We start from the raw sequence: 22,286 nt of genomic DNA, 5'->3' as shown, positions 1-22,286 counted from the left end.
CCCATGGAAAAGCCAGTTCTTGACGTCCGGAACCTTGCCATCCGCTATGGCGGCGCATCCCGCGACGCAGTCCGGGGGGTCAGCTTCACCCTTGGCCGCGAAAGGCTGGGCATTGTCGGCGAAAGCGGCTCGGGCAAATCCACCGTTGGCCGCGCCCTGCTGAAGCTGCTGCCATCGGCGCAGATCACCGCCGACCGCATGCAGTTCGAGGAAATCGACCTGCTGAAAGCGTCCGAGCGCGACATGCTCAAGATCCGCGGACGGCGCATGTCGATGATCCTGCAAGACCCGAAATATTCGCTGAACCCGATCCAGCGTGTCGGGCGGCAGGTGGCCGAGACCTATATGCGTCATTTCCCGGCGACAAAGGCCGAGGCGAAGCAAAAGACGCTGGCCATGCTGGAGGCCGTCAAGATCCGCGACCCCGCGCGGGTCCACGACCTTTACCCGCATGAAATTTCCGGCGGCATGGGGCAGCGCATCATGATCGCGATGATGCTGCTGGCCGAGCCGGAACTGGTCATTGCCGATGAGCCGACCTCGGCCTTGGATGTGACCGTGCGCTTGCAGGTGCTGGAGATCCTGAACGGTCTCGTGCGGGATCGCGGCATCGGGCTGATCATGATCAGTCACGACCTGAACCTTGTGCGCAACTTCTGCGACCGCGTGCTGATCATGTTCGACGGGCAGGTGGTCGAGACGCTGAACGCCAATGAACTCGACCGCGCCCAGCATCCCTATACGCGCGGGCTTCTGGCGGCCCAGCCCCGGATCGGGGACCGCCGCAAGATGCTCTCGGTGCTGGATCGTCGCCCGGAATGGAGTCAGGAGATCGCCCAATGACCAGCAATGTCGATATCCGTGATCTGTCGATCAGCTTTGGCGAGGGGCCGGCAGCGGTCAAGGTGCTGCCGGGTGTCACGTTCTCGGTCGAGGCGGGCGAATGTTTCGGTCTGGTCGGCGAAAGCGGCTCGGGCAAATCGACGGTGCTGCGCTGCATCTCGATGCTGACCGATTTCTGGCAAGGCTCGATCACCGTTGGTGGCCGCGACATCCGTCAGATCCCCCGGCTGGAGCGCTGCCGCCTGCTGCAAATGGTGTTCCAGGACCCTTACGGCAGCCTGCATCCGCGCCAATCGGTCCGCACGACTTTGTCCGAGCCGCTGAAGATCCACGGGCTGGACGACCATGAAGGCCGGATGCGCCGGGTCATCCGCGACGTCGGGCTGACGGCGGATTTCATCGACCGCTTTCCGCACCAGATGTCCGGTGGCCAGCGTCAGCGCATCGCCATTGCCCGCGCGCTGATCCTTGAGCCGTCTTTGCTGCTGCTGGATGAGCCGACCTCGGCGCTGGACGTGTCGGTTCAGGCCGAGATCCTGAACCTGCTGGTGCGTCTGCGCGAGGAACGCGGGCTGACCTATATCATGGTCACCCATGATCTGGCCGTGGTCGATCACATGTGCGACCGCTTTGCCGTCATGCTGCATGGCGAAGTGACCGAGGTGCTGCCGCGCACGGCCATTGATGGCAACCATGCCACCCATCCCTATGCGCGCGAGCTGATCGGCGCATCGCTGGAATACGAAGGCGCGCTCTAGGGCGCCCAAGGCCCCGCCAACCGGCTGGCTCCTCCCGCGGCCGGTTGGCGGATTGCCATCGCAATTAGGACGAAAATGGGGCGACCGCGCAGGCGGTCGCCCCATTTGTTTTCGCAATAGCTGGTATTCGCTGGCGGAAATGGTTCCCGAATTTTTTCGGCAGATCGCCAAATCAATCGTCTTTTTTAATGATTTCGTAGCGTCGGTTCCATAAATTTGCCAAAGTTTGGAAACGTGGCCCTTGACCTGACAGCCTGTTTCGTTTGCATCGGACACGAAGAAAAATCTCTTGCTGGGAGGCAATATGTCCATCTTCTCCACCCGGTTCCTGGCCGCCTCGGCGCTTGCGCTGATGGCTGCGGCTCCGCTGCACGCCAAGACCTTCGTCTACTGCTCGGAAGGCTCACCCGAAGGGTTCGATCCTGCGCCCTACACCGCGGGCACGACCTTCGACGCCTCGGGCCACCCGATCTATAACCGTCTTGTGCAGTTCAAGGCGGGGACCACCGAGATCGAGCCGGGACTGGCGGAAACTTGGGATGTGTCGGAAGACGGGCTGACCTATACCTTCCACCTGCGCAAGGGCGTCAAGTTCCACTCGAACGACAAGTTCACCCCCTCGCGCGACTTCAACGCCGATGACGTGATCTTCTCGTTCAACCGTCAGGCCGATGCCAAGGATCCGTGGCACACCTATATCTCGGGCATCACCTACGAGTATTACAGCTCGATGGAGATGGACAAGCTGATCAAGTCGATCGAGAAGGTCGATGACAACACCGTCAAGTTCACGCTGAACCACCCGGAAGCGCCGTTCCTTGCCAACATCGCCATGCCCTTCGTGTCGATCCTGTCCAAGGAATATGCCGACACGCTGGAAAAAGCCGGCACCAAGGAGGACCTGAACAACGCGCCGATCGGCACGGGTCCGTTCAAGTTCGTGGCTTACCAGAAAGACGCGGTCATCCGTTACCAGAAGAACGCCGATTACTGGGGCGAAGCGCCCAAGATCGACGACCTGGTCTTCGCGATCACCCCGGACGCCTCGGTGCGCCTGCAAAAGCTGAAAGCCGGCGAATGCCACCTGATGCCGTTCCCGGCCCCGGCCGATCTGGCCGACATCAAGGCCGATCCGAACCTGAAGGTTGACGAACAGGCTGGCCTGAACGTCGGCTACCTCGCCTACAACACCACCGTCGCGCCCTTCGACAAGCCCGAGGTCCGCCGCGCCCTGAACATGGCGATGGACAAGAAAGCGCTGCTGGAAGCCGTCTACCAAGGCAGCGGCGAAGTCGCCAAGAACCCGATCCCGCCGACCATGTGGTCCTATAACAACGCCATCGAGGACGACAAATACGATCCCGAGGCGGCGAAAAAGATGCTGGAAGACGCCGGCGTCAAGGACCTGTCGATGGAAATCTGGGCGATGCCGGTGCAGCGTCCCTACATGCCGAACGCCCGTCGCGCCGCCGAAGTCATCCAAAGCGACTTCGCCAAGGCCGGCGTCAAGGTTGAAATCGTCAGCTACGAATGGGGTGAATACCTCAAGAAGTCGATGGAAGAGGGCCGCAAGGGCGCCGTCATCCTCGGCTGGACCGGCGATAACGGCGATCCGGACAACTTCCTCTCGGTGCTGCTGAGCTGCGCCGCAGCCCAGCCGGGCGGTGCGAACCGTGCCTTCTGGTGCAACGAGGAATTCTCGGCGCTGCTCGCCAAGGCCAAGGCAAGCTCGAACCACGAAGAGCGCGTGAAGCTTTATGAAGAAGCTCAGGTGATCTTCAAGGATCAGGCCCCCTGGGCCACGCTGGCTCACTCGACGCAATATGTGCCGATGGCCAAGAACGTGACCGGTTTCGTGCAATCGCCGCTGGGTGACTACACCTTCGAGACGGTTGACCTGGCCGAATAAGGCCAAATCGGTTTTCAAGTGAATGCGGCCGTGCAGAGGACACCCCCTCTGCACGGCCCTTAGGTTAGGGTTCGATGCTTAGATTCATCCTCTCGAAGCTTCTCTATCTGATTCCGACGATGCTCGGGATCACGCTGGTGGCTTTCGGATTCATCCGGATGCTGCCCGGCGATCCGGTTCTGCTGATGGCCGGCGAGCGCGGGGTTTCCCCCGAGCGCTATGCCGAGATCTCGGCCCAGCTCGGCTATGACAAGCCGCTCTGGCAACAATATTTCACCTATCTTGGCGATCTGCTGCAGGGCGACCTGGGCAATTCGATCGTGACCAAGAAGCCCGTTCTGGCCGAGTTCCTGGCGCTGTTCCCGGCGACGGTCGAGCTTGCCGTCGTGGCCATCATCCTCGCCACCCTCATCGGTGTGCCCGTGGGCGTCGTTGCCGCGATCAAGCGCGGCAGCTGGTTCGACCAGATCTCGATGACCGGGGCGCTGATCGGCTTCTCGATGCCGATCTTCTGGTGGGGCCTGCTGCTGATCATCTTCTTCTCGGGCATCCTGCAATGGACGCCGGTGTCGGGCCGCATCTCGCTGATGTATTTCTTCCCGCAGGTGACCGGCTTCATGCTGATCGACAGCCTGATCTCGGGGCAGAAGGGCGCCTTCTCCTCGGCGCTGAGCCACCTGATCCTGCCGTCCATCGTGCTGGCGACGATTCCGCTGGCCGTCATCGCGCGCCAGACCCGTTCGGCCATGCTGGAAGTCATGGGCGAGGATTACGTCCGCACCGCCAAGGCCAAGGGCCTTTCGGCGCGTCGCGTGATCGGCGTCCATGCGCTGCGCAATGCGATGATCCCCGTGATCACCACCATCGGCCTGCAGATCGGCGTGCTGATGGCCGGTGCCATCCTGACCGAGACGATCTTCTCCTGGCCGGGCATCGGCAAGTGGATGATCGACTCGATCTCGCGCCGTGACTATCCGGTCGTCCAATCGGGCCTGCTGCTGATCGCGGGCATCGTGATGATCGTGAACCTGCTTGTGGACCTGACCTATGGTCTCATCAACCCGAGGATCCGCCACAAATGACCGAGACCACCGTCAAGATTTCGGACTCTGCCATCCGCCGCCGGATGGTCAAGGAGTTCTGGTTCTACTTCAGCCAGAACCGTGGTGCGGTCGTGGGCCTAGCGGTCTTCGTGCTGCTGGTTCTGACCGCGCTTTTCGCGGCGTGGATCGCGCCGCATGACCCGACGCATCAATACCGCGATGCGCTGCTGGTTCCGCCGTTCTGGCAAGAGGGCGGTCGCGCCGAATTCCTGCTGGGCACCGATGCGGTTGGCCGGGACATGCTGTCGCGCCTGATCTATGGCGCGCAATATTCGCTGTTCATCGGCATCGTCGTTGTCGCCATCGCCCTGACCGGCGGCATCATCCTCGGTCTGCTTGCAGGCTATTTCGGCGGCTGGGTCGATAGCGTCATCATGCGCGTCATGGACGTGATCCTGGCCTTCCCGTCGCTGCTGCTGGCACTGGTGCTGGTCGCGATCCTCGGGCCGGGCCTGACCAATGCGATGATCGCCATCGCCATCGTCTATCAGCCGCATTTCGCGCGCCTGACCCGCGCTGCGGTGATGGGCGAAAAGGCCCGCGAATATGTCACCGCCGCCCGCGTGGCCGGTGCCAGCAACATGCGCCTGATGTTCAAGACGATCCTGCCGAACTGCCTTGCGCCGCTGATCGTTCAGGCGACGCTGAGCTTCTCCTCGGCCGTTCTGGACTCGGCTGCGCTTGGCTTCCTTGGCATGGGCGCACAGCCTCCGGCCTCGGAATGGGGCACGATGCTGGCCGAGGCGCGGGAATTCATCCTGCGCGCCTGGTGGGTCGTGACCTTCCCGGGTCTGGCGATCCTGATCTCGGTGCTGGCAATCAACCTGATGGGCGACGGTCTGCGCGACGCGCTTGACCCGAAACTGAAGCGGAGCTGAGGGCATGGCAATTCTTACCATTCGCAACCTGACCGTCCGCTTCGCGACCTCGACCGGCAGCTTTACGGCTGTCGACGGGATCGATGTCCGCGTCGACAAGGGCGAGGTTCTGGCCATTGTCGGGGAATCCGGCTCGGGCAAGTCGGTATCGATGCTGGCGGCGATGGGGCTTTTGCCCGACACCGCCACCGTCACCGCCGATGAGATGACCTTTGACGGCAAGGACCTGCTGCGCATGTCCCCGAAAGAGCGTCGCAAGATCATCGGTCGCGAGATCACCATGATCTTCCAGGAACCGATCGCCTCGCTGAACCCGTCCTTCACGACTGGCTACCAGATCGAGGAAGTCCTGCGCTACAATGCCGGGCTGTCGAAAAAGGCCGCCCGTGCCCGCGCGCTGGAGCTGTTCCGCCAAGTCGGCATTCCGGACCCCGAGGAAAAGCTGAAGGCCTATCCGCACCAGATGTCGGGCGGGCAATGCCAGCGCGTGATGATCGCCATGGCCATTGCCACCGGTCCGCGCCTGCTGATCGCGGATGAACCGACCACCGCGCTGGACGTGACCATCCAGAAGCAGATTCTGGATCTGCTGATGGAACTGCAGGAGAAATCCGGCATGGCGCTGATCCTGATCACGCACGATATGGGCGTGGTCGCGGAAACTGCCGACCGGGTACAGGTGCAGTACAAGGGCAAGAAGATGGAAGAGGCGGACGTGCTGTCGCTGTTCGAGGCGCCCAAGCACCCCTATACCCGTGCGCTGCTTTCGGCCTTGCCGGAAAACGCGACGGGCGACCGCCTGCCCACCGTGGCAAGCTTCCTTGAAGGCGAGGTGAACCGATGAGCGTGGTCGTCGAAGGCAAGAACATCATCCGCGATTATCACATTCCCGGCTCGCTTCTGCGTCCCGCGAAAACGGTGCGCGCGGTCAAGGGGATCAGCTTCTCGGTTGAGCGTGGCAAGACGCTGGCGATCGTCGGTGAATCCGGTTCGGGGAAATCGACCTTGGCGCGGATCATCGCGCTGATCGACCAATCCTCGGGCGGCGAGCTGAAGATCGAGGGGAAACCCATCGACATCGCCAAGCAGAAGCCCTCGCGCGATATGCGCTCCAAGGTGCAGATGGTGTTCCAGAACCCCTATGGTTCGCTGAACCCACGCCAGAAGATCGGCGATGTGCTGATGGAGCCGCTTCTTCTGAACACCGACATTCCCGCCGCCGAGCGTCGTCGCCGGGCCGAGGAAATGCTGGTCAAGGTCGGGCTGCCTGCCGAGCATTTCAACCGCTACCCGCATATGTTCTCGGGCGGGCAACGCCAGCGGATCGCGATTGCGCGGGCGCTGATGCTGAACCCGACGCTGCTGGTGTTGGACGAGCCTGTTTCGGCGCTGGACCTGTCGGTGCAGGCGCAGGTGCTGAACCTGCTGCGCGACCTGCAGGAAGAGTTCAACCTGGCCTATGTGTTCATCAGCCATGACCTGTCGGTGGTGCGCTACATCGCCGATGATGTGCTGGTGATGAACAAGGGCGAGGCGGTCGAGCAGGGGACCCGCGAAGAGCTTTTCGCGGCCCCCAAGCACCCCTATACGCGCGAGCTTTTCGCCGCGACCCCGATCACGGATGTCGAGGCGATCCGCGAACGGGTCGCCCGCCGCAAGGCGATGCGCGCCGCAGCCGTATAAACGAAAAGGCCCGGTTCACACCGGGCCTTTTTCATTTCAGGTCGTGGTAGTCGTGGTGCTGGCCGCGCCAGTCCCGGATACGATAGCTGCCCGGCCCGGTTTCCTCGACATGGCCGCTGGCCAAGGGGGCCTTGCCGTAGCCGCCCGGCAGGTCCAGCACATAGGTCGGCAGCGCGGTCCCTGACAGCCGCCCGCGCAAGGCGGCCATGATCGCCTGACCCTCGGCAATCGTGGTGCGGAAATGGCTGGTCCCGCGCGCCAGATCGCAATGATGCAGGTAATAGGGCTTCACCCGGTTGCGCAGCAGCGCCCGGAACAGTTCGGCCAAGGTATCGGCATCGGCATTCACGCCCTTCAGCAGCACCGTCTGCGACAGCAGCGGGATGCCCGCCCCCGACAGGCGCTTCAGCGCCGCACAGGCGTCTGGCGTCAGTTCCTGCGCGTGGTTCGTATGCAGGACCACCCAGACGGCCAGACGGTCGCTTTGCAGCGCCTCCAGCATGGCCTCGTCGATGCGATGGGGGGCGACGACCGGGATGCGGGTGTGGAAGCGGACAAGGTCCAGATGCGGGATGCCTTCCAACCGGCGCATCAGGGCGGTGATGCGGCGCGGGGACAGCACCATCGGGTCGCCACCAGTCAGGATGACCTCATGGATGGCGGGGGTGCGGGCGATATAGTCCAGCGCGGCGGTTAGATCGGCGTCGGGCAGGGTGCCTTCTTCGCCCACCACCTCGCGGCGGAAGCAGAAGCGGCAATAGACCTCGCAGGTGCGGGTGATGTGCAGGATCACCCGGTCGGGATAGCGATGGGTCAGGCCCGGTGTGGGGCTGTAGGCTTGGTCGCTGATCGGGTCCAGCAGCTCCTCGGGGCGGATGTTCAGTTCGCGCACGTCGGGAACGAATTGCGCTGCGACGGGGTCTGCGGCGTCACGGATCGCGCCCTGCATGGCGGGTGTGATGCGGATGCGGAATTCCGCTGCGACCGCCTCAAGCTCGGCTGCATTGCCAGCCGCAGCCAGCCCGGCTCCGACAAGGGCAGGCACGGTCGTCAGCGGGCGAGAGGGCATGGTCACGTCAGTCCTGCGCAGGGTTTGGAAAGCGCAGGCTTATGCGCGCATCGGGTGAAAATTGCAATGGCCTCGCGTTCGGCAATGTATACATTGTCGACGAAGCAGCAAATCGGAGGAAATCCCCTTGAGCGTTCAACTGTTCGATCTGACGGGCCGGACGGCCCTTGTCACCGGTTCATCACGTGGCTTGGGCCGCGCCATGGCCGAGGGGCTGGCCAAGGCCGGGGCCCGCGTCATCCTGAACGGCGTCAACGCCGCCCGCCTGGACGAGGCCGTGACCGAATTGCGGGGCAAAGGGCTGGATGTCACGGCACAGGCCTTTGACGTGGCCGATGAGGCCGCGATCAAGGCGGCCTTTGAAGAGTTGGACCGGACCGGGCAACAGGTGGATATTCTGGTCAACAACGCTGGCATCCAGTTCCGCCGCCCGATGTTGGAGCTGGAGACCGCCGACTGGCAGCGGGTGATCGACGCCAACCTGACCTCGGCCTTTGTTATCGGGCGCGAGGCGGCCAAGCGGATGGCGGCGCGCGGTCATGGCAAGGTGATCAATATCGGCTCGCTGACCTCGGAACTGGCCCGTGCGACCATCGCGCCCTATACGGTCGCCAAGGGCGGCATCAAGATGCTGACCAAGGCCATGGCGGCGGAATGGGGTGCGCTTGGCATTCAGGCCAATGCGATCGGTCCGGGCTATATGGTCACCGACATGAACGAGGCGTTGCTGTCCAATCCGGAATTCGACGCATGGGTCAAGGGCCGCGTGCCGATGCGCCGCTGGGGGCAGCCCGAGGAACTGGCCGGAATCGCGATCTTTCTTGCATCCGCGGCGTCGAGCTATGTTTCGGGTCAGATCATCTATGCCGATGGCGGCATGATTTCAGTGCTGTGAAAACCGGAAAGGCCGCGGCATTTGCTGCGGCCATCTGCACCATTCCTGAAGAGGGGGAAGTGGTGCCCGAAGGCGGATTCGAACCACCGACACGCGGATTTTCAATCCGCTGCTCTACCAACTGAGCTATTCGGGCATCTTTGCGTTTCGCTCTCTAGCGTCTCGCTTTCGATAGGCGGGTTATTAGGGAACCTGCGCGGTGGTGTCCAGACCGAAAAAGCAGAAATTTCATTCTTCTTCGTCTTTATTTGTCACCGGCTCGGCGGGGATGCGGTAGTCGCCCCGCAGCCAATGCGCGAGGTCAACATCCGCACAACGGCGCGAGCAGAAAGGGCGGTATTTTTCGACCGCCGGCTTGCCGCAGATCGGGCAGGCCATCAGCCTGCCCCCCCTGTCGCCAGACGGCTCAAGGCGATGCGGTCGCGCTTGCGGCTAATCTCGTAAAGACCCATCGCGGTCCAGCCGATCAGAACCGTCTCGGCCGATTCAGCTTTGAAAGCGGCTTTCAGGATCTGCTCCAACGTCCCGCGGTCGCGCTTGGGCATCGGCGCGAAATCGACGACGATCTGGCCACCAAGACCGCGCAGGCGCAGTTGTCGGGCAAGATCGCGGGCCAGTGCGATATTGGCCTTGAGGCCCGCCGCCGGCGAATGGTCCGAACCGGTATTCACATCGACCGCGACCAGCGCGCGCAGAGCCTCGATTTCGGCCCATGCACCGCCGCCCAGATCGATTCGCGGCGACAGCAGCGATTCGACGGCATCGGTGGCACCGGTCAGGACAAAGGCATCCTCACCGTCTTCGACCGAATCGGGCTCAGGCTCGGCCCAGTCATGCCAGGCTGCCTCGGCGGGCTCGGGCGCGTCCAGCAGCAGCTCGGGCGGGCCGTCGCGATCGGCCATCAGGCTGCGGGCCAGTTCGACCAGCTGATTCAGCTCCTCCGCGATCTCATCCAGTTCGGCATGTTCGGATGCGCTGCGGAAGACCAGCCCGAGGCTGTCGGGCATGTCCTCGACCGCGGCTTCGCCAAGCTGGGCCAGACCCGCGCGGATGTCCTCGTCGCGAATGCGGCGCGAGACGTTCACGCCGGGCGCGCCGGGGGTCACGATGACATGGCGGCCGCGGAAATTCAGCCGCGAGCTGACCGGGATGGCCTTGCCATCCTCGGCGCTGCCATTGACCTGCACCAGCAGCGTTTGCCCTTCGCGCAAACCGCTGCGATCGCGCAGATAGCCGCGTTCGCCTTCGGGCAGGCGCAGGAAGACCCCGCCCTGACCCTTGACCAGCCGATCCACCTTGGCCCGGCAGATCGCGCCGGGGGGCAGGGGCGTCAGATGGCCCGCGTCGATGATAAGGTCCTCAAGCTGGCCGTCCTGCATCAGCGCGGCGGCGTCGCGGCCAAAGACCTGTCCCAGAACGATCTGGCGTCCCTTCATTCCGATGTCCCCCGGATTCCTGCATGGGCGAGCAGGGTTGCAGTTTCGGCAAGTGGCAGGCCGACAACGGCGCTGTACGAGCCCTGAAGCCAGGCGACAAAGGCGCCCGCCCGGCCCTGAATGCCATAAGCGCCCGCCTTGCCCTGCCACTCGCCCGAGGCGATGTAGTCCTCGATCTCGATGGGCGAGAGGGGGCGCAGGCGGATCGTGGTCTCGACCAGCCGTTCATGCAGGCGGCCGCGATGGGCCAAGGCCACGGCGGTCAGCACGCGATGGCGGCGGCCCGAAAGCAGGCGCAGAAAGGCGCGTGCCTCATCCGCGTCCACAGGTTTGCCAAGGATGCGGCGCCCCGCAGCGACCGAGGTATCGGCGCAAAGAATCGCGCCCTCGGCCTGCCCGGCCAAAGCCGCGGCCTTTTCCCGCGCCATGCGGCGGGTGTAGTCGCGGACCTCTTCGTTGCGCAGTGGCGTCTCGTCGATATCGGCGGGCAGGATCTGATCCGGCCGGATGCCGATCTGGGCCAGCAGTTCAAGTCGGCGCGGACTGGCCGAACCAAGGATGAACGCGGGCCGCAAATGAAAATCCCCGCTGGGCGACGTGTCCGGGCGGGGTGAAATGATGTCTGTCATGTCGGTATGCCTGAGCTGGCCCGCATCTGCGGCAGGGCCGCAGACGAGGCAGAGGGCTTACTTGAAGCGGTAATTGATCCGCCCCTTGGTCAGGTCGTAGGTGTTCATTTCCACCTGAACCTTGTCGCCGGCCAGAACGCGAATGCGGTTTTTACGCATCTTTCCTGCCATATGCGCGATGATCTCATGGCCGTTTTCAAGCTCGACCCGGAATGTCGCGTTAGGCAGGAGTTCCTTCACGACGCCGGGAAATTCGAGCATTTCTTCCTTGGCCATGTTCTCTCCTTTAGGGAATACCCGCGGGGTGCGGCGGGCGCATGCTACATGCGTCCGCAGGGCCAGAATTTCAAGGAGAATCTGATCATCGCCCCGCAGGAGTGGCGAAGTTCGGGCCGAATTCGGCCCCAAGCGTGGCTTTCAGCCCTCAGCCGCGCGCAATGGCAGCGCAGGAGGGAGGTCATTGCGGTCAGGATTGCGGAACGGATCGGGCATGTCCAGATCGATTGGCGGTGCGCCTAGTTCGATCCCCGAGAAACCTGCCGCGCTGAGCGGTTCGCGGGCAGTGTCACCCTCTGGCGTGTCGATTCCGGCCGGGCGCAGCTTGATCGCGTGGAAACCTTCATTTTCGCCGAGACGCCCGCGCGCCAGAAGTTGCCCTGCCATCGTCTCGACGCGCACGTCATCAAGCGCATTTCCCGGCAGTGGAATCAGACCACCGGCTTGCAGGCCGCGCAGCGCGCGCAGCGTCATCGTCCGGCGGCACAGCACCCCGCTGAGCGTGACCGGGGCTTCGCGAACCGCTTCGGCAAGGGTGGGCTCAATCGTTTCGGGCGGTGGTGCGGGCGAGGATGCCACGGGCAACAGCGCCGAGGGTGGCATCTCGGTTCGGACATGCATCTCGGGGAGGCCGATCAGGATCGCGCCGTCGCGTTTGCCGCCCGTGCCAATACGAAAATCCAGTGACAGGCGGGCCATCGCGCCATCCTCAAGCATCAGGGAAAGCGGGCGCGGATCGTCCAGATAGGCGACATAGCGGAAGCTGCCGAACCGTGGCAGACCGGAATGGGCGGCCAATTCGCGGCCCAACTCATCCAGCAAAGCGTTGACGAATTCGGCAGAAATCGCGGCATCCGTCCGTGTGGGCCGCCGTGGCTGTGCCGGACGCGGCGTGACCCGCCCCAGCGCCTGCATTTCCACCATCGAGGCCAGCAGGTTCTGGCACAGGGCGACGAAGCCGATCTTGCCCCGGTTATCCTCGGCAATGGCCAGCAACGCACGCTCGGGCAGGTATTCGGGCATCTCGGCCACGGTCATCGACGAAAAGCGCACCCGTTCGACATAGACCGGCAGGCTTTGCGTGCGTTCCGCTGCACGGCCAAGCGCGGTCGCGACGGCGCGTTCATGATCCTTTTCCGACAGGCGCTGGATTGCGGTAACTTCGGGGGCGCGGGTTTCGTCGCGCCGGGCGATCAGGCCGCGCAGCACCGTGCCGCCCGGAATGGGCGTCTCTGCCATCGTTTCCCTGTCCATGCCTTGCATCACCACTTCCGAATCATTCGCCCTCAGCGCCAAATCTGCCAGCGATTGGTTTCGGAACGGTTTATTCCGCCGCATTTTCCGTGCGAGGCGGTCGCGGCCGGTGCGGCAGGGTCAGGCGGAAGCAGGCCCCGCCCTGACCGGGAAGATAGGCGATGCTGCCGCCCAGAAACTCCATGATCTCGCGGCTGATGGCCAGTCCCAGACCCGCGCCGCCCGCGCGCGAGGCATCGTTCAGACGCGAGAACTTCTCGAATATCAGGGCCTGCTTTGCCACGGGAATCCCCGATCCATTGTCGGAAATGTCGATCTCGGTCCGGCCATCGGGCTTGCGCCGAGCCTCGATCCGGATCTGCGGCGCATGGGCGTCGCAATATTTACGGGCATTGGCGATGACGTTGATCAGGACCTGCAGCAAGCGATCAGCATCGGTCAGCAGCATCAGATGCTCGGCCGGCGGATCGCGCAGCAGCGTGAAATCCCGCCGCGCCGCCGTCGCCTGCGCCGCGGTCAGGGCCCGGTCGATCACGTCGTGCAGATTGACCACGGACAGGATCAACCGGGCCTGCCCGCCCTCAAGCACCGAAAGGTCCAGCAGATCGTCGATCAGCCGGGTCAGGCGACCGGTCTCATCATGGATGATGCCAGCGAAACGCAACCGGTCCGGGTCGGGCAGGTCGGGTTCGCTAAGGATTTCCGAAAACGCCCGGATCGAGGTCATCGGCGTGCGCAATTCATGGCTGATCTGGCCAAGAAAGGCGTCTTTCTGTTCCGAAAGAACGGTAAGTTTATCGTTCGTTTCCTGAAGCTTGCGTGCGGTTCTTTCGATTTCTTCGGCGGCGTTCTCCAGCCGGGTGCGGTCGGCGCGGGCACGGCTGGCTTCACCCGCGACCTCCATCAGGTCGGAAACGGTGATGCTGCCGCGCCCCGCGACCTGTCCCATCAGGGCAACGGCGGTGGCGGCACCGACGGTACCAGCCAGTTCCCGTTCGAAATCGGTGAGAAAGCGCGGCGTCAGATCGGGCAGGTAACCGGACTTGCCCTGCTCGACCGAGGCATCGCGAAAGATCTCCAGCGCGCGGTCGCTGCCCCAAAGGCGGCTTGCCAGCGTCAGCAGCGCCTCGGCCGGGGCGGAACCTGCGCGTTCGGGTCCGGCGCTGTCGGGGGCAATGGCATGGACAAAGGACAGCGCCTGCATGCGTTCGACCGGGTTCGGGAAATCGACCAGAGAGACCAGAATCAGCAGTGCCAGATTGGCCCCTAAAGCCACCAGCACCGATCCGGCAAAGGGGTCGATCCCGGCGGGCAGGACGGGCTGCGGCACCAGACCCAGCGAGGGCAGGTAGATCAGCCCGATCCAGATCAGCGACCCAGCCGAAATCCCGGCAATCGCTCCGCGCCGCGTCGCCCCCCGCCAGATCAGCCCTGCCACCAGTGAGGGCAGCACCTGCGCCATCCCCGAGAATGCGACAATTCCCATCACCGCCAACGCCGAGGTGCCCCCCGACATCTGGTGATAGGCCCAGCCCGCCGACATGATCAGCACGATGGCAAGACGCCTTGCGTTCAGCATCAGCGCCTTCAGGTCCTCGCGCGCGGCGCCGGGCAGGCGGTTGGCCCGAAAGCCGCCATGGCGCAGCCACAGCCAGAAGGGCACCAGCCAATGGTTGGCCATCATCGTCGACAGGGCAATGGCACTGACCACGGCCATCGACATGGCCGAGGAGAAGCCTCCGATAAAAACGAATCCAGCCAGCAGGTTCTGCCCCTGCGACAAGGGCAGGGCCAGCACGTGCAGATCCGGGTTCGAGCCTGCTGGCAGAATGTCGTCACCCACCACCGTGATCGGCAGCACAAGGAAGGACATCACGAACAGGTACAGCGGAAAGGCCCAACCCGCCTGCCGCAACCGGTCGTCGTCGCTGGCCTCGACCACCATGACATGGAACATGCGCGGCAGCACGATGATGGCCGAGGCCGACAGCCCGATCAGCACCAACCAGCGCTCGGGATTGATGACCCAGCCCTCGCCCTCGGGGCGGGTGGCCATGCGGTCGATCCGGGCCAGCACATCGGCGGGACCGTCCGCCACGCCCCACAGCACAAAGACCCCGACCGCGATAAAGGCCAACAGCTTGACCACCGCCTCCAGCGCGATGGCGATGACGACGCCGTGGTGGCGCTCATCCGCGGCCAGATTGCGCGTGCCGAACAGGATGGCAAAGGCCGCCAGCCCTATGGCGGTCCATAGCGGGATATGCCCCGGCAGCGGCGCATCGGTACGGGCGAATGCCGATAGCGCCATCGACACCGATTGCAGCTGCAGCGCGATATAGGGCGTTGCGGCGGTGATCCCGATCCCGGTGACCAGCGCCGCCAGCCCCGCCGATTTCCCGAACCGGCTGGAGATCAAATCCGCGACCGAGGTGATGCGGTGCATCCTCGCCACCCGGACCAGATGCCGCAGCCCCCACCACGCCCCGGCAAAGACGATGCCCGGCCCCAGATAGATCGTCAGGTATTCCAGCCCCGAGCGGCTGGCATAGCCAACCGCGCCGTAAAAGGTCCAGGCCGAGCAATAGACCGACAATGACAGCGTGTAGATCGCGGGCCGGTTCATCCAGCGCCAGCGCCCGGCCGCAGCGGCGCGGTCGGCGGCATGGGCCAGCAGAAACATGGCCGCGACGTAAAGAATCGCCGCGAGGCCCAGCATTTCAGGAATCATCGTCATCCTCCGACGCGCTGCCGATGGCGCGATGCAGGATTGCGGTGATCAGGATGGTGACGAACCAGCCGGTGCCCAGCCACAACGTGCCGGTGGCAAAGCTGAAGTAATGGGGCAGCCAGATCGGGGGCAGCAGGACGATCAGGGCAAAGACGACAGGCAGGATGCGCGTCGCGTCGATCATCCGGCGACGGCGATAGGCGTCGCGGCCCAAAAACAGGCGACGTGTCCGCAGCCTCATGCGGGACCGAGGATCGAGGGTTCGTGCCGCGCGGGACATAGCGTGCGCGGGCAGATGCGGCAGGCCGGGCCGACGGCAAGGGCCTCGCGCCGGTCCTCGGGCGGGGCGGGCAGCAGCAACATTTGGGCCCGGCTCAGCGGTGGGCCGTCGAAACCCATAGGCAGCAGCCTCTCGCAGACGGCCCATGCCAGATAGCGCGCGCCGCTGGCCATCTCGACCAGCCGGGCGACGGGCAGTTGCGGCTGGGCCAAAGCCTCGAACAGCGGCCACAGCGCGCAGCCTTCACCGGGCGGAGGCAGGCGGAAACCGGGCGGGGCCACGCGAAACAGCGGCGCCCCCGAGCCATCGCAGACGATCAGCCCCGCATGCGCCCAGATCCCCGAACGCAGCACGCCCAAGCGGCGCAGCACCAGATCCAGCGGCCGCCCCAGCCTTGAAGCCAGCAGCGCCGGATCGGGCAGGGTCAGCAGGGCCGTGGCCTCGGCCAGTTCGGCATCGGAAAGCAACTCGCGGTCGCGGGCCTGCGCGGCCGCCATGTCGCGCGCCAGCTTGCGCGCCGCGTCCGAGGCCAGTTCCGCGGAATCTGCCGGATCGGGCTGACCGGCGGCGATCCATGCCTCGACCTCTTCCTGAGGCGACATCGGGACGGCGTCATCCTCGAATGTATCCAGATAGGCGACCAGCGCCTGCGCCGTGCGCGACAGGCGGGCGCTGTCGCCGTCAAGGTTCGAATGAAAGCGGTCGCGCCATTCGGGTTCGATATCCGGGGTCTCGGCCAGAATCGAGGCGGTCGAGCGGACCGAGGTCACCGCGGACTGGACCTCATGCAGGGTGGCCAGCAGGTAGGGGTCGCGCGTCATCCTGTCGGACAGCGCAACCAGCCGTCGTTCCAGCGCGTCGGCGCGGTGAATTGCCACGGAAAGCGCGCTGGCCCAGCCCGGATAGCGCGCCGCGAATTCGGCAATCTGGTCCATTTCCAGCGGGTGCTTGTGATCGCTCAGCCGTCCGGCGGCCTCGCGCAGGCCGGAAATCAGCGCCTCCTCATGGTCCGAGGCAAGCTCGGTCACGTCGATATGCAGCGCCTGAGCAAGACGACCCAGCAGCGCCTCGCTGACCGGGCGGCGGTTATGTTCGATCAGATTCAGATAGGCGGCCGAGATTTCAGCCCGGCGCGCCACCTCGGTCTGGCGCCAGCCCTGGGACAGGCGGCGTTCGCGGATGCGGGTGCCGATCAGCGCGCGCTTGGCCGGCGCGCGGCCCGTCGCAATCCGGTCCGATGACTGGCCGAGGGGCGGGCGACCCATCGGTCAGATCCCATCCTCGGCGGCTTCGAAATGGCGGATGGCCTTGACCACCAGATCGGCAAAGCTGGTCGCGCCCAGCTTATCCTTCAGCGTCTGACTAACGTTGGAAACCGTCTTGTAGCTGATGCCGACATGATCGGCGATCTCGCGATAGGCAAGGCCCCCGGCAATGGCGCGCAGGATGTCCGTTTCGCGCGGGGTCAGGCGCGCGCGGACGGGAACCGCGCCGGGGCGGTCCAGCAGCGCGATCTTGCGGGCCAGATCGGCAGGGACGTAATCGCCGCCGCGCGCCACCTCGGACAGCGCATCGCAGATTTCCTCGGACGGGGAATCCTTCATGACGATGCCGTTGCAGCCGCCCTGCAAGGCGCGCCGGGCAATGATCGGGCTGCGATGCATGGTGAACACAAGGATCGGCTGGGTCGCGCCCGCCGCCCGAAGCCGCTCGATCAGACGCAGCCCGGCCAGTTTCGCGTCGCCCATGGTCAGGTCCACCACCAGCACCTGCGGGGCCTCGCGCCGCCATGCCCGGAACCCACGCGAGGGCGAGGGCGCGGCGATCACCTGACAATCGATGCGGCCATGGGTGATCCGTTCCCACCCCTCGGCGACGACAGGGTGGTCGTCGATGACAAGGACTCGCAGCGGGGCGGCAGGGGCGGTCATGGGAAGGTCATCCTGAATTCGGTTACGGTCATGCCCCCGTCGCGGCGTGGCGGCAGCCAGTCCGCACCGATGGCGGCAGCGCGGTCGCGCATGCCCTGATGGCCAAGGCCGCGCCTGCCTTCGCGCAGCGGCGCAGGGCCATCATCGCAGACGCGAGCCCTGATCTGGCGGCCCTCGGTCTGGATCTCGACCGCGATATGCGTTGGGCGGGCGTGGCGCAGTGCGTTCAGCACGCTTTCACGGATAAAGCGATACATCGCGATCCGCCCGGATTCGCCGGGTTCGGGCAGAGCCTCGGGGATATGCAGATCGAAGGCGACCTGTGGCGCGGCCTCTCCGAAATCGATCAGCAATTCGCGGATCATCTCCTCCAGCCCTTCGGCATCGTCGGGCGAGGGGCGTAGGTCGTCGATGGCGGCGCGGGCGCTGTCGCGGATCGCGTCGGAATGGGCGGCGATTGCGGCAAGGTTCTCGGCCAGTTCCGGGGACACGTCCTGACGCCGGGCCTGTTCGACGGCGGCACGCAGCGCAAACAGGCGCGGGCCGATTTCGTCATGCAGATCGGTGGCGATACGGGCGCGCTCGGCCTCGGCCAGGCTCAGCATGCGGCCTTGCAGCAAGCGGTTCTCGGCCCGCTCGCGCGCCAGATGCGATGCCAGCGTGTCGATACCTTCGCCAAGTGCATCGAGCTCCGCCAGACCACTGCGCGGGGTTTGGGCGTCCAGCTCGCCAATGCGCATGCGCTCAAGGCCTGCGCCAAGCTGGTTCAGGCGGCGCACCACCAACAGCGTCAAAGCCATGGTCGAGCCGACGGCGAGCAGCCCGGTGACCAGCAGCAGCGGTACCAGCACGGTCAGGTCGCGCCAGATCTCGGCGATCGCGTCCGAGGGTTCGGTCCTGATTTCCAGCAGGCCCAGCACATTGGGATATTGCGTGATCGGGAAAACATCCTGCATCGGCGGTGGCCGGAACAGGCGGGCGAACCATTCCGGCGCGTCGTTCTCGACCGGGACCGGCAGCATGGCGGGCAGTTGCACCTGCTGGCCTGCCGCGTCGCGCAGCTCGGCGGTGACGTGGCGTTGGGCGCGGATATCGGCGGCGATGCGGGTGGCCTCGGCCATGACATCGCGGCGCTGGAAGGCGGTGGGCAGGGTCAGCGTCGCCGCTGCCTTGGCCAGCATGAAGGCCGATTCCGTTTCGCGTCGGACGGAATCACGGGCATGCCAGATCACGACCGAGACCGAGATCGCGAACATGGCGATCCAGACCAGCAGCGATCCGGCCAGCGCAATGCCGCGCAGGGGCAATTCACGCTGCCGCAAGGCGGCTGGCCGCTTGCCAACCGCGCCGAACTGGCCCGATGCGTCCATTCCCCTCCTCAGCCGCTCAAGCGCGGTCCCCCGAGGCCAAGACTAGGCCCGCACCGCCTGCGGAGCAAGCTTCCGCTTGCCCTGTGCAATCAGGAGTTGGCGTGCTGCCCCTCAAGCACTTCCTTGCGGCCCAGCAGGCGGCGGACCAGCACAAAGAACAGCGGCACGAACAGGATGCCCAGCACCGTGGCGGAAATTGTCCCGCCCAGCACCGTGGCCCCGATCGTGTTGCGCCCGTTCGCGCCAGCCCCGCTGGACAGGACCAGCGGCAGCACCCCCAGCGAGAAGGCGACCGAGGTCATCATGATCGGGCGGAAACGCTGGCGCGCGGCCTCGATCACCGCCTCGTAAAGCGGTTTGCCGGATTGTTCGGCCTGTTCTCGGGCGAATTCGACAATCAGGATGGCGTTTTTCCCGGTCAGGCCGATGACTGTCAGCAGGCCGACCTGGAAGAAGACGCCATTGTCAAAGCCGCCCAGCCATGCCCCCGCCAGCGCGCCCAAGACCCCGATGGGCATGGCCAGCATGACCGCGAAGGGGATCGACCAGCTTTCGTAAAGCGCGGCAAGGCACAGGAACACCACCGCCAGCGACAGGCTGTAAAGCAGCGTGGTCTGGCTGCCCGATTCCTGCTCCTCAAGCGACAGGCCGGTCCATGCGATGTCGAAGCCGACGGGCAACTTCGCCGCCATCTCGGTCAGCGCGGTCATCGCCTCGCCGCTGGAGACGCCGGGAACCGGACCGCCCTGGATCTGCATCGCGGGCACGCCGTTGTAACGGGTCAGGCCCTGCGGACCATAGGTCCAGCGCCCCTCGGCAAAGTTCGAGAAGGGCACCAGCCCGCCCGAGCTGTTCCTGACCCGCCATTTGTCGATATCGGTGGGCACGGAACGTGACAGGGGTTCACCCTGAACATAGACGCGCTTGATCCGGCCGCGATCAATGAAGTCGTTCACATAGCGCCCCGCCCACGCGACCGAGAGCAGCCCACCGACATCGGTGGCCGAAACCCCCATCGCGCCGGCCTTGCGCCAGTCGATGTCCAGATTGTACTGCGCCGCGTCCTCCAACCCGTTCGGGCGGGCCGAGGCAATGCGCGGGTCCTGACCCGCCATGCCCAGCATCTGGTTTCGCGCCGCCAGCAATTGTTCATGTGACTGACCCCCGCGCGCCTGAATGTAGAAGTCGAAGCCCGAGACGTTGCCCAGCTCGATCACCGAGGGCGGCACGATCGGGAAGACCATCGCATCGCGGATCTGCATGAGCGCCGGGAAGGCGCGCCCGGCGATCGCCTGCACGTTCTGGTCGGGTCGCGTGCGTTCCTTCCAGTCCTTCAGCCGCACGAATGCGATGCCCATGTTCTGCCCGGCCCCGGCAAAGCTGAAGCCCGAGACGCCGAACATAGAATCCACGTTCTCGGCTTCGGCAGTGGTGAAGTAGTTCTGGATCTGGGCAAGCACTGCCTCGGTCCGTTCGGTGGTGGCCCCGGTCGGGCCCTGCACCAGCACGAACATGATGCCCTGATCCTCGTCGGGCAGGAAGCCGGTGGGGGTGCGCAGGAACAGAAAGACCATGGCCGCGCCAATCGCCAGATAGATCAGCATCATCCGCAGCGGGCGGTGGATGATCCAGCTGACCGAATGGCCATAGCCCGAGGTGGTGGCGTCAAAACCCCTGTTGAACAGGCCAAAGATGCCGCGCGTCTTGTGGCCGTGTTCGTTTTTCAGCAGCGTCGCGCAAAGCGCGGGCGTCAGTGTCAGCGCCACGACCACCGACAGGCCCATGGCCGAGGCGATGGTGATGGCGAACTGCTTGTAGATGATCCCGGTCGAGCCGCCGAAAAACGCCATCGGCACGAAGACCGCCGACAGGACCAGCGCGATGCCGACCAGCGCGCCGGTGATCTGGCCCATGGATTTACGGGTCGCCTCACGCGGAGAAAGGTCCTCTTCCTCCATGATCCGTTCGACGTTTTCGACGACGACGATGGCGTCGTCGACCAGCAGGCCGATGGCCAGAACCATCGCCAGCATGGTCAGCGTGTTGATGGTGAACCCCAGCGCCGCAAGGATGCCGAACGTGCCCATGATGACGACCGGAACCGCCAAAGTCGGGATCAGCGTGGCGCGCCAGTTCTGCAGGAACAGCAGCATGACGAAGAAGACCAGCACGATGGCCTCGACCAGCGTTTTGACCACCTCCTCGATCGAGATCAGCACGAAGGGCGTGGTGTCATAGGGGATGACGTAGCTGACGCCTTCGGGGAAGAACTTGGCGAATTCCGCCATGCGCTCCTTGATCCGATCCGCCGTGTCCAGCGCGTTTGCGCCCGAGGCAAGGCTGATCGCGATACCGGCGGCGGGCTTGCCGTTGTATTTCGCGCTGGTCGAATAATCCTCGGCGCCAATTTCGATCCGCGCCACGTCCTTGAGCAGGATCAGCCCGCCATCGGCCTCGGCGCGCAGCACGATCTGCTCGAAATCCTCGGGCGAGGACAGCAGCGACTGCGCCGTAATCGTGGCGTTCAGCATCTGGCCCGGCGGTGCGGGCTGCGTGCCAAATGACCCGGCCGAGATCTGGGCGTTCTCGGCGGCCACCGCCGTGACGACATCGCTGGGGGTCAGTTCGAACGCGGCCAGCTTGGACGGGTCCAGCCAGATCCGCATCGAATATTGCGCGCCAAAGACCTGCACCGAACCCACGCCCTCGACCCGGCTGAGATCGTTGACGAGGTTCGAGATCATGTAGTCGGACAGGTCGACCTGCTCCAGCGCGCCATCATCCGAGATCAGGCCGATGACCATGAGGAAGCTGGACGAGGTCTTTTCGACCGAGACGCCCTGACGCTGCACGGCCTCGGGCAGAAGCGAGGTGGCCTGCGCCAGTTTGTTCTGGACCTGAACCTGCGCGATATCGGCATCGGTCCCGGTTTCAAAGGTCAGGGTCGTGGTCGATGAGCCGGACGAGGACGAACTGGACGAGAAATAGCGCAGCCCGTCCAGACCGGTCATCTGCTGTTCGATGACCTGCGTCACGGTATTGGCCACCGTCTCGGCCGAGGCGCCGGGATAGGTCGCCCGGATCTCGACCGTGGGCGGTGCGATCTGGGGATATTGTGCCACCGGCAGGTTAAAGACCGACAGCACCCCAAGACCCATGATCAGGATCGAGATGACCCAGGCAAAAACCGGTCGGTCGATGAAAAAGCGCGCCATGTCAGGCTCCTGTTTCCTGTTCCTCG

20 protein-coding genes and 1 tRNA gene are annotated in these 22,286 nt (G+C 64.7%); 8 read left to right on the top strand and 13 right to left on the bottom strand.

Annotated features, from left to right (window positions below):
* Positions 1–3: 3 nt before the first annotated feature.
* From IB235_RS01330 to IB235_RS01300, 7 genes are all read left to right on the top strand, one after another.
* A complete protein-coding gene (locus tag IB235_RS01330; RefSeq protein ID WP_192334963.1) occupies positions 4–843 on the top strand; it encodes an ABC transporter ATP-binding protein in 840 nt (279 codons plus the stop codon).
* Positions 840–1,601 (top strand): ABC transporter ATP-binding protein, encoded by a 762-nt coding sequence (locus IB235_RS01325; protein ID WP_155037820.1) that lies wholly within the window; start codon positions 840–842, stop codon positions 1,599–1,601. The genes IB235_RS01330 and IB235_RS01325 overlap by 4 nt, the downstream gene beginning before the upstream one ends.
* Positions 1,602–1,905: 304 nt before the next feature.
* Positions 1,906–3,510, top strand: coding sequence for an ABC transporter substrate-binding protein (locus IB235_RS01320; protein WP_155037819.1), 1,605 nt, complete (start codon positions 1,906–1,908; stop codon positions 3,508–3,510).
* Between the two features lie 74 nt (positions 3,511–3,584).
* Positions 3,585–4,592 carry an ABC transporter permease subunit gene (locus IB235_RS01315; RefSeq protein ID WP_192334960.1) on the top strand — a complete coding sequence of 336 codons (1,008 nt, stop codon included), beginning with the start codon at positions 3,585–3,587 and terminating at the stop codon, positions 4,590–4,592.
* Positions 4,589–5,491, top strand: coding sequence for an ABC transporter permease subunit (locus IB235_RS01310; protein ID WP_192334957.1), 903 nt, complete (start codon positions 4,589–4,591; stop codon positions 5,489–5,491). The genes IB235_RS01315 and IB235_RS01310 overlap by 4 nt, the downstream gene beginning before the upstream one ends.
* Positions 5,492–5,495: 4 nt before the next feature.
* Positions 5,496–6,335, top strand: a complete 840-nt coding sequence (locus tag IB235_RS01305) for an ABC transporter ATP-binding protein (RefSeq protein ID WP_155037816.1) — start codon at positions 5,496–5,498, stop codon at positions 6,333–6,335.
* A complete protein-coding gene (locus tag IB235_RS01300; protein ID WP_155037815.1) occupies positions 6,332–7,174 on the top strand; it encodes an ATP-binding cassette domain-containing protein in 843 nt (280 codons plus the stop codon). Before IB235_RS01305 ends, IB235_RS01300 begins: the two co-directional genes overlap by 4 nt.
* Before the next feature lie 31 nt (positions 7,175–7,205).
* Here the strand turns inward: IB235_RS01300 and IB235_RS01295 are convergent, their stop codons facing one another.
* Positions 7,206–8,243 (bottom strand): lysine-2,3-aminomutase-like protein, encoded by a 1,038-nt coding sequence (locus IB235_RS01295; RefSeq protein ID WP_192335895.1) that lies wholly within the window; start codon positions 8,241–8,243, stop codon positions 7,206–7,208.
* 127 nt (positions 8,244–8,370) lie between these two features.
* Here IB235_RS01295 and IB235_RS01290 point away from each other — a divergent pair, with 127 nt between their 5' ends.
* The gene (locus IB235_RS01290; protein WP_192334954.1) at positions 8,371–9,138 is read left to right on the top strand and encodes an SDR family oxidoreductase; all 768 of its coding nucleotides are present in this window, start codon (positions 8,371–8,373) and stop codon (positions 9,136–9,138) included.
* A 60-nt stretch (positions 9,139–9,198) separates the two neighbouring features.
* On the opposite strand, the gene IB235_RS01285 is transcribed toward IB235_RS01290, so the two are convergent.
* The 12 genes from IB235_RS01285 to IB235_RS01230 all read right to left on the bottom strand — a co-directional run bounded on the left by IB235_RS01285 (position 9,199) and on the right by IB235_RS01230 (position 22,260).
* Positions 9,199–9,274 (bottom strand) — tRNA-Phe (locus IB235_RS01285).
* 92 nt (positions 9,275–9,366) lie between these two features.
* Positions 9,367–9,516 carry a DNA gyrase inhibitor YacG gene (locus IB235_RS01280; protein WP_155037794.1) on the bottom strand — a complete coding sequence of 50 codons (150 nt, stop codon included), beginning with the start codon at positions 9,514–9,516 and terminating at the stop codon, positions 9,367–9,369.
* Positions 9,516–10,574, bottom strand: a complete 1,059-nt coding sequence (locus tag IB235_RS01275; RefSeq protein ID WP_192334951.1) for a ribonuclease E/G — start codon at positions 10,572–10,574, stop codon at positions 9,516–9,518. The genes IB235_RS01280 and IB235_RS01275 overlap by 1 nt, the downstream gene beginning before the upstream one ends.
* Positions 10,571–11,203 carry a nucleoside triphosphate pyrophosphatase gene (locus tag IB235_RS01270; RefSeq protein ID WP_192334948.1) on the bottom strand — a complete coding sequence of 211 codons (633 nt, stop codon included), beginning with the start codon at positions 11,201–11,203 and terminating at the stop codon, positions 10,571–10,573. Before IB235_RS01270 ends, IB235_RS01275 begins: the two co-directional genes overlap by 4 nt.
* Positions 11,204–11,260: 57 nt before the next feature.
* Positions 11,261–11,479, bottom strand: a complete 219-nt coding sequence (gene infA, locus IB235_RS01265; protein WP_010397442.1) for a translation initiation factor IF-1 — start codon at positions 11,477–11,479, stop codon at positions 11,261–11,263.
* 141 nt (positions 11,480–11,620) lie between these two features.
* Complete coding sequence (locus tag IB235_RS01260; protein WP_225612011.1) at positions 11,621–12,718, bottom strand: FliM/FliN family flagellar motor switch protein; 1,098 nt, start codon at positions 12,716–12,718, stop codon at positions 11,621–11,623.
* 85 nt (positions 12,719–12,803) lie between these two features.
* A complete protein-coding gene (locus IB235_RS01255; RefSeq protein ID WP_192334942.1) occupies positions 12,804–15,464 on the bottom strand; it encodes an ATP-binding protein in 2,661 nt (886 codons plus the stop codon).
* Positions 15,454–15,705: a hypothetical protein gene (locus tag IB235_RS01250; protein WP_155037789.1), complete on the bottom strand. Its 252-nt coding sequence runs from the start codon at positions 15,703–15,705 to the stop codon at positions 15,454–15,456. Before IB235_RS01250 ends, IB235_RS01255 begins: the two co-directional genes overlap by 11 nt.
* Positions 15,702–17,009: a helix-turn-helix transcriptional regulator gene (locus tag IB235_RS01245; protein WP_192334939.1), complete on the bottom strand. Its 1,308-nt coding sequence runs from the start codon at positions 17,007–17,009 to the stop codon at positions 15,702–15,704. The genes IB235_RS01250 and IB235_RS01245 overlap by 4 nt, the downstream gene beginning before the upstream one ends.
* Positions 17,010–17,012: 3 nt before the next feature.
* Positions 17,013–17,675: a response regulator transcription factor gene (locus IB235_RS01240; RefSeq protein ID WP_192334936.1), complete on the bottom strand. Its 663-nt coding sequence runs from the start codon at positions 17,673–17,675 to the stop codon at positions 17,013–17,015.
* Positions 17,672–19,045 (bottom strand): LapD/MoxY N-terminal periplasmic domain-containing protein, encoded by a 1,374-nt coding sequence (locus IB235_RS01235; RefSeq protein WP_192334934.1) that lies wholly within the window; start codon positions 19,043–19,045, stop codon positions 17,672–17,674. The genes IB235_RS01240 and IB235_RS01235 overlap by 4 nt, the downstream gene beginning before the upstream one ends.
* A gap of 89 nt (positions 19,046–19,134) precedes the next feature.
* Positions 19,135–22,260, bottom strand: coding sequence for an efflux RND transporter permease subunit (locus IB235_RS01230; protein WP_192334931.1), 3,126 nt, complete (start codon positions 22,258–22,260; stop codon positions 19,135–19,137).
* Positions 22,261–22,286 lie beyond the last annotated feature (26 nt).

Source organism: Paracoccus sp. PAR01 (genome assembly GCF_014851995.1).
Classification (GTDB): Bacteria; Pseudomonadota; Alphaproteobacteria; order Rhodobacterales; family Rhodobacteraceae; genus Paracoccus; species Paracoccus litorisediminis.
The sequence above is the reverse complement of the archived record's forward strand: the minus strand, read 5'-3'. Positions and strand labels throughout refer to the sequence as shown.

Coding starts and splice junctions, on each gene's coding strand:
- IB235_RS01320 (WP_155037819.1), top strand. CDS start 1,906: ATGTCCATCTTCTCCACCCGGTTCCTGGCCGCCTCGGCGCTTGCGCTG.
- IB235_RS01275 (WP_192334951.1), bottom strand. CDS start 10,574: ATGAAGGGACGCCAGATCGTTCTGGGACAGGTCTTTGGCCGCGACGCC.
- IB235_RS01305 (WP_155037816.1), top strand. CDS start 5,496: ATGGCAATTCTTACCATTCGCAACCTGACCGTCCGCTTCGCGACCTCG.
- IB235_RS01300 (WP_155037815.1), top strand. CDS start 6,332: ATGAGCGTGGTCGTCGAAGGCAAGAACATCATCCGCGATTATCACATT.
- IB235_RS01235 (WP_192334934.1), bottom strand. CDS start 19,045: ATGGACGCATCGGGCCAGTTCGGCGCGGTTGGCAAGCGGCCAGCCGCC.
- IB235_RS01325 (WP_155037820.1), top strand. CDS start 840: ATGACCAGCAATGTCGATATCCGTGATCTGTCGATCAGCTTTGGCGAG.
- IB235_RS01310 (WP_192334957.1), top strand. CDS start 4,589: ATGACCGAGACCACCGTCAAGATTTCGGACTCTGCCATCCGCCGCCGG.
- IB235_RS01270 (WP_192334948.1), bottom strand. CDS start 11,203: ATGACAGACATCATTTCACCCCGCCCGGACACGTCGCCCAGCGGGGAT.
- IB235_RS01260 (WP_225612011.1), bottom strand. CDS start 12,718: ATGGCAGAGACGCCCATTCCGGGCGGCACGGTGCTGCGCGGCCTGATC.
- IB235_RS01245 (WP_192334939.1), bottom strand. CDS start 17,009: ATGGGTCGCCCGCCCCTCGGCCAGTCATCGGACCGGATTGCGACGGGC.
- IB235_RS01295 (WP_192335895.1), bottom strand. CDS start 8,243: ATGCCCTCTCGCCCGCTGACGACCGTGCCTGCCCTTGTCGGAGCCGGG.
- IB235_RS01240 (WP_192334936.1), bottom strand. CDS start 17,675: ATGACCGCCCCTGCCGCCCCGCTGCGAGTCCTTGTCATCGACGACCAC.
- IB235_RS01330 (WP_192334963.1), top strand. CDS start 4: ATGGAAAAGCCAGTTCTTGACGTCCGGAACCTTGCCATCCGCTATGGC.
- infA (WP_010397442.1), bottom strand. CDS start 11,479: ATGGCCAAGGAAGAAATGCTCGAATTTCCCGGCGTCGTGAAGGAACTC.
- IB235_RS01255 (WP_192334942.1), bottom strand. CDS start 15,464: ATGATTCCTGAAATGCTGGGCCTCGCGGCGATTCTTTACGTCGCGGCC.
- IB235_RS01250 (WP_155037789.1), bottom strand. CDS start 15,705: ATGAGGCTGCGGACACGTCGCCTGTTTTTGGGCCGCGACGCCTATCGC.
- IB235_RS01315 (WP_192334960.1), top strand. CDS start 3,585: ATGCTTAGATTCATCCTCTCGAAGCTTCTCTATCTGATTCCGACGATG.
- IB235_RS01280 (WP_155037794.1), bottom strand. CDS start 9,516: ATGGCCTGCCCGATCTGCGGCAAGCCGGCGGTCGAAAAATACCGCCCT.
- IB235_RS01230 (WP_192334931.1), bottom strand. CDS start 22,260: ATGGCGCGCTTTTTCATCGACCGACCGGTTTTTGCCTGGGTCATCTCG.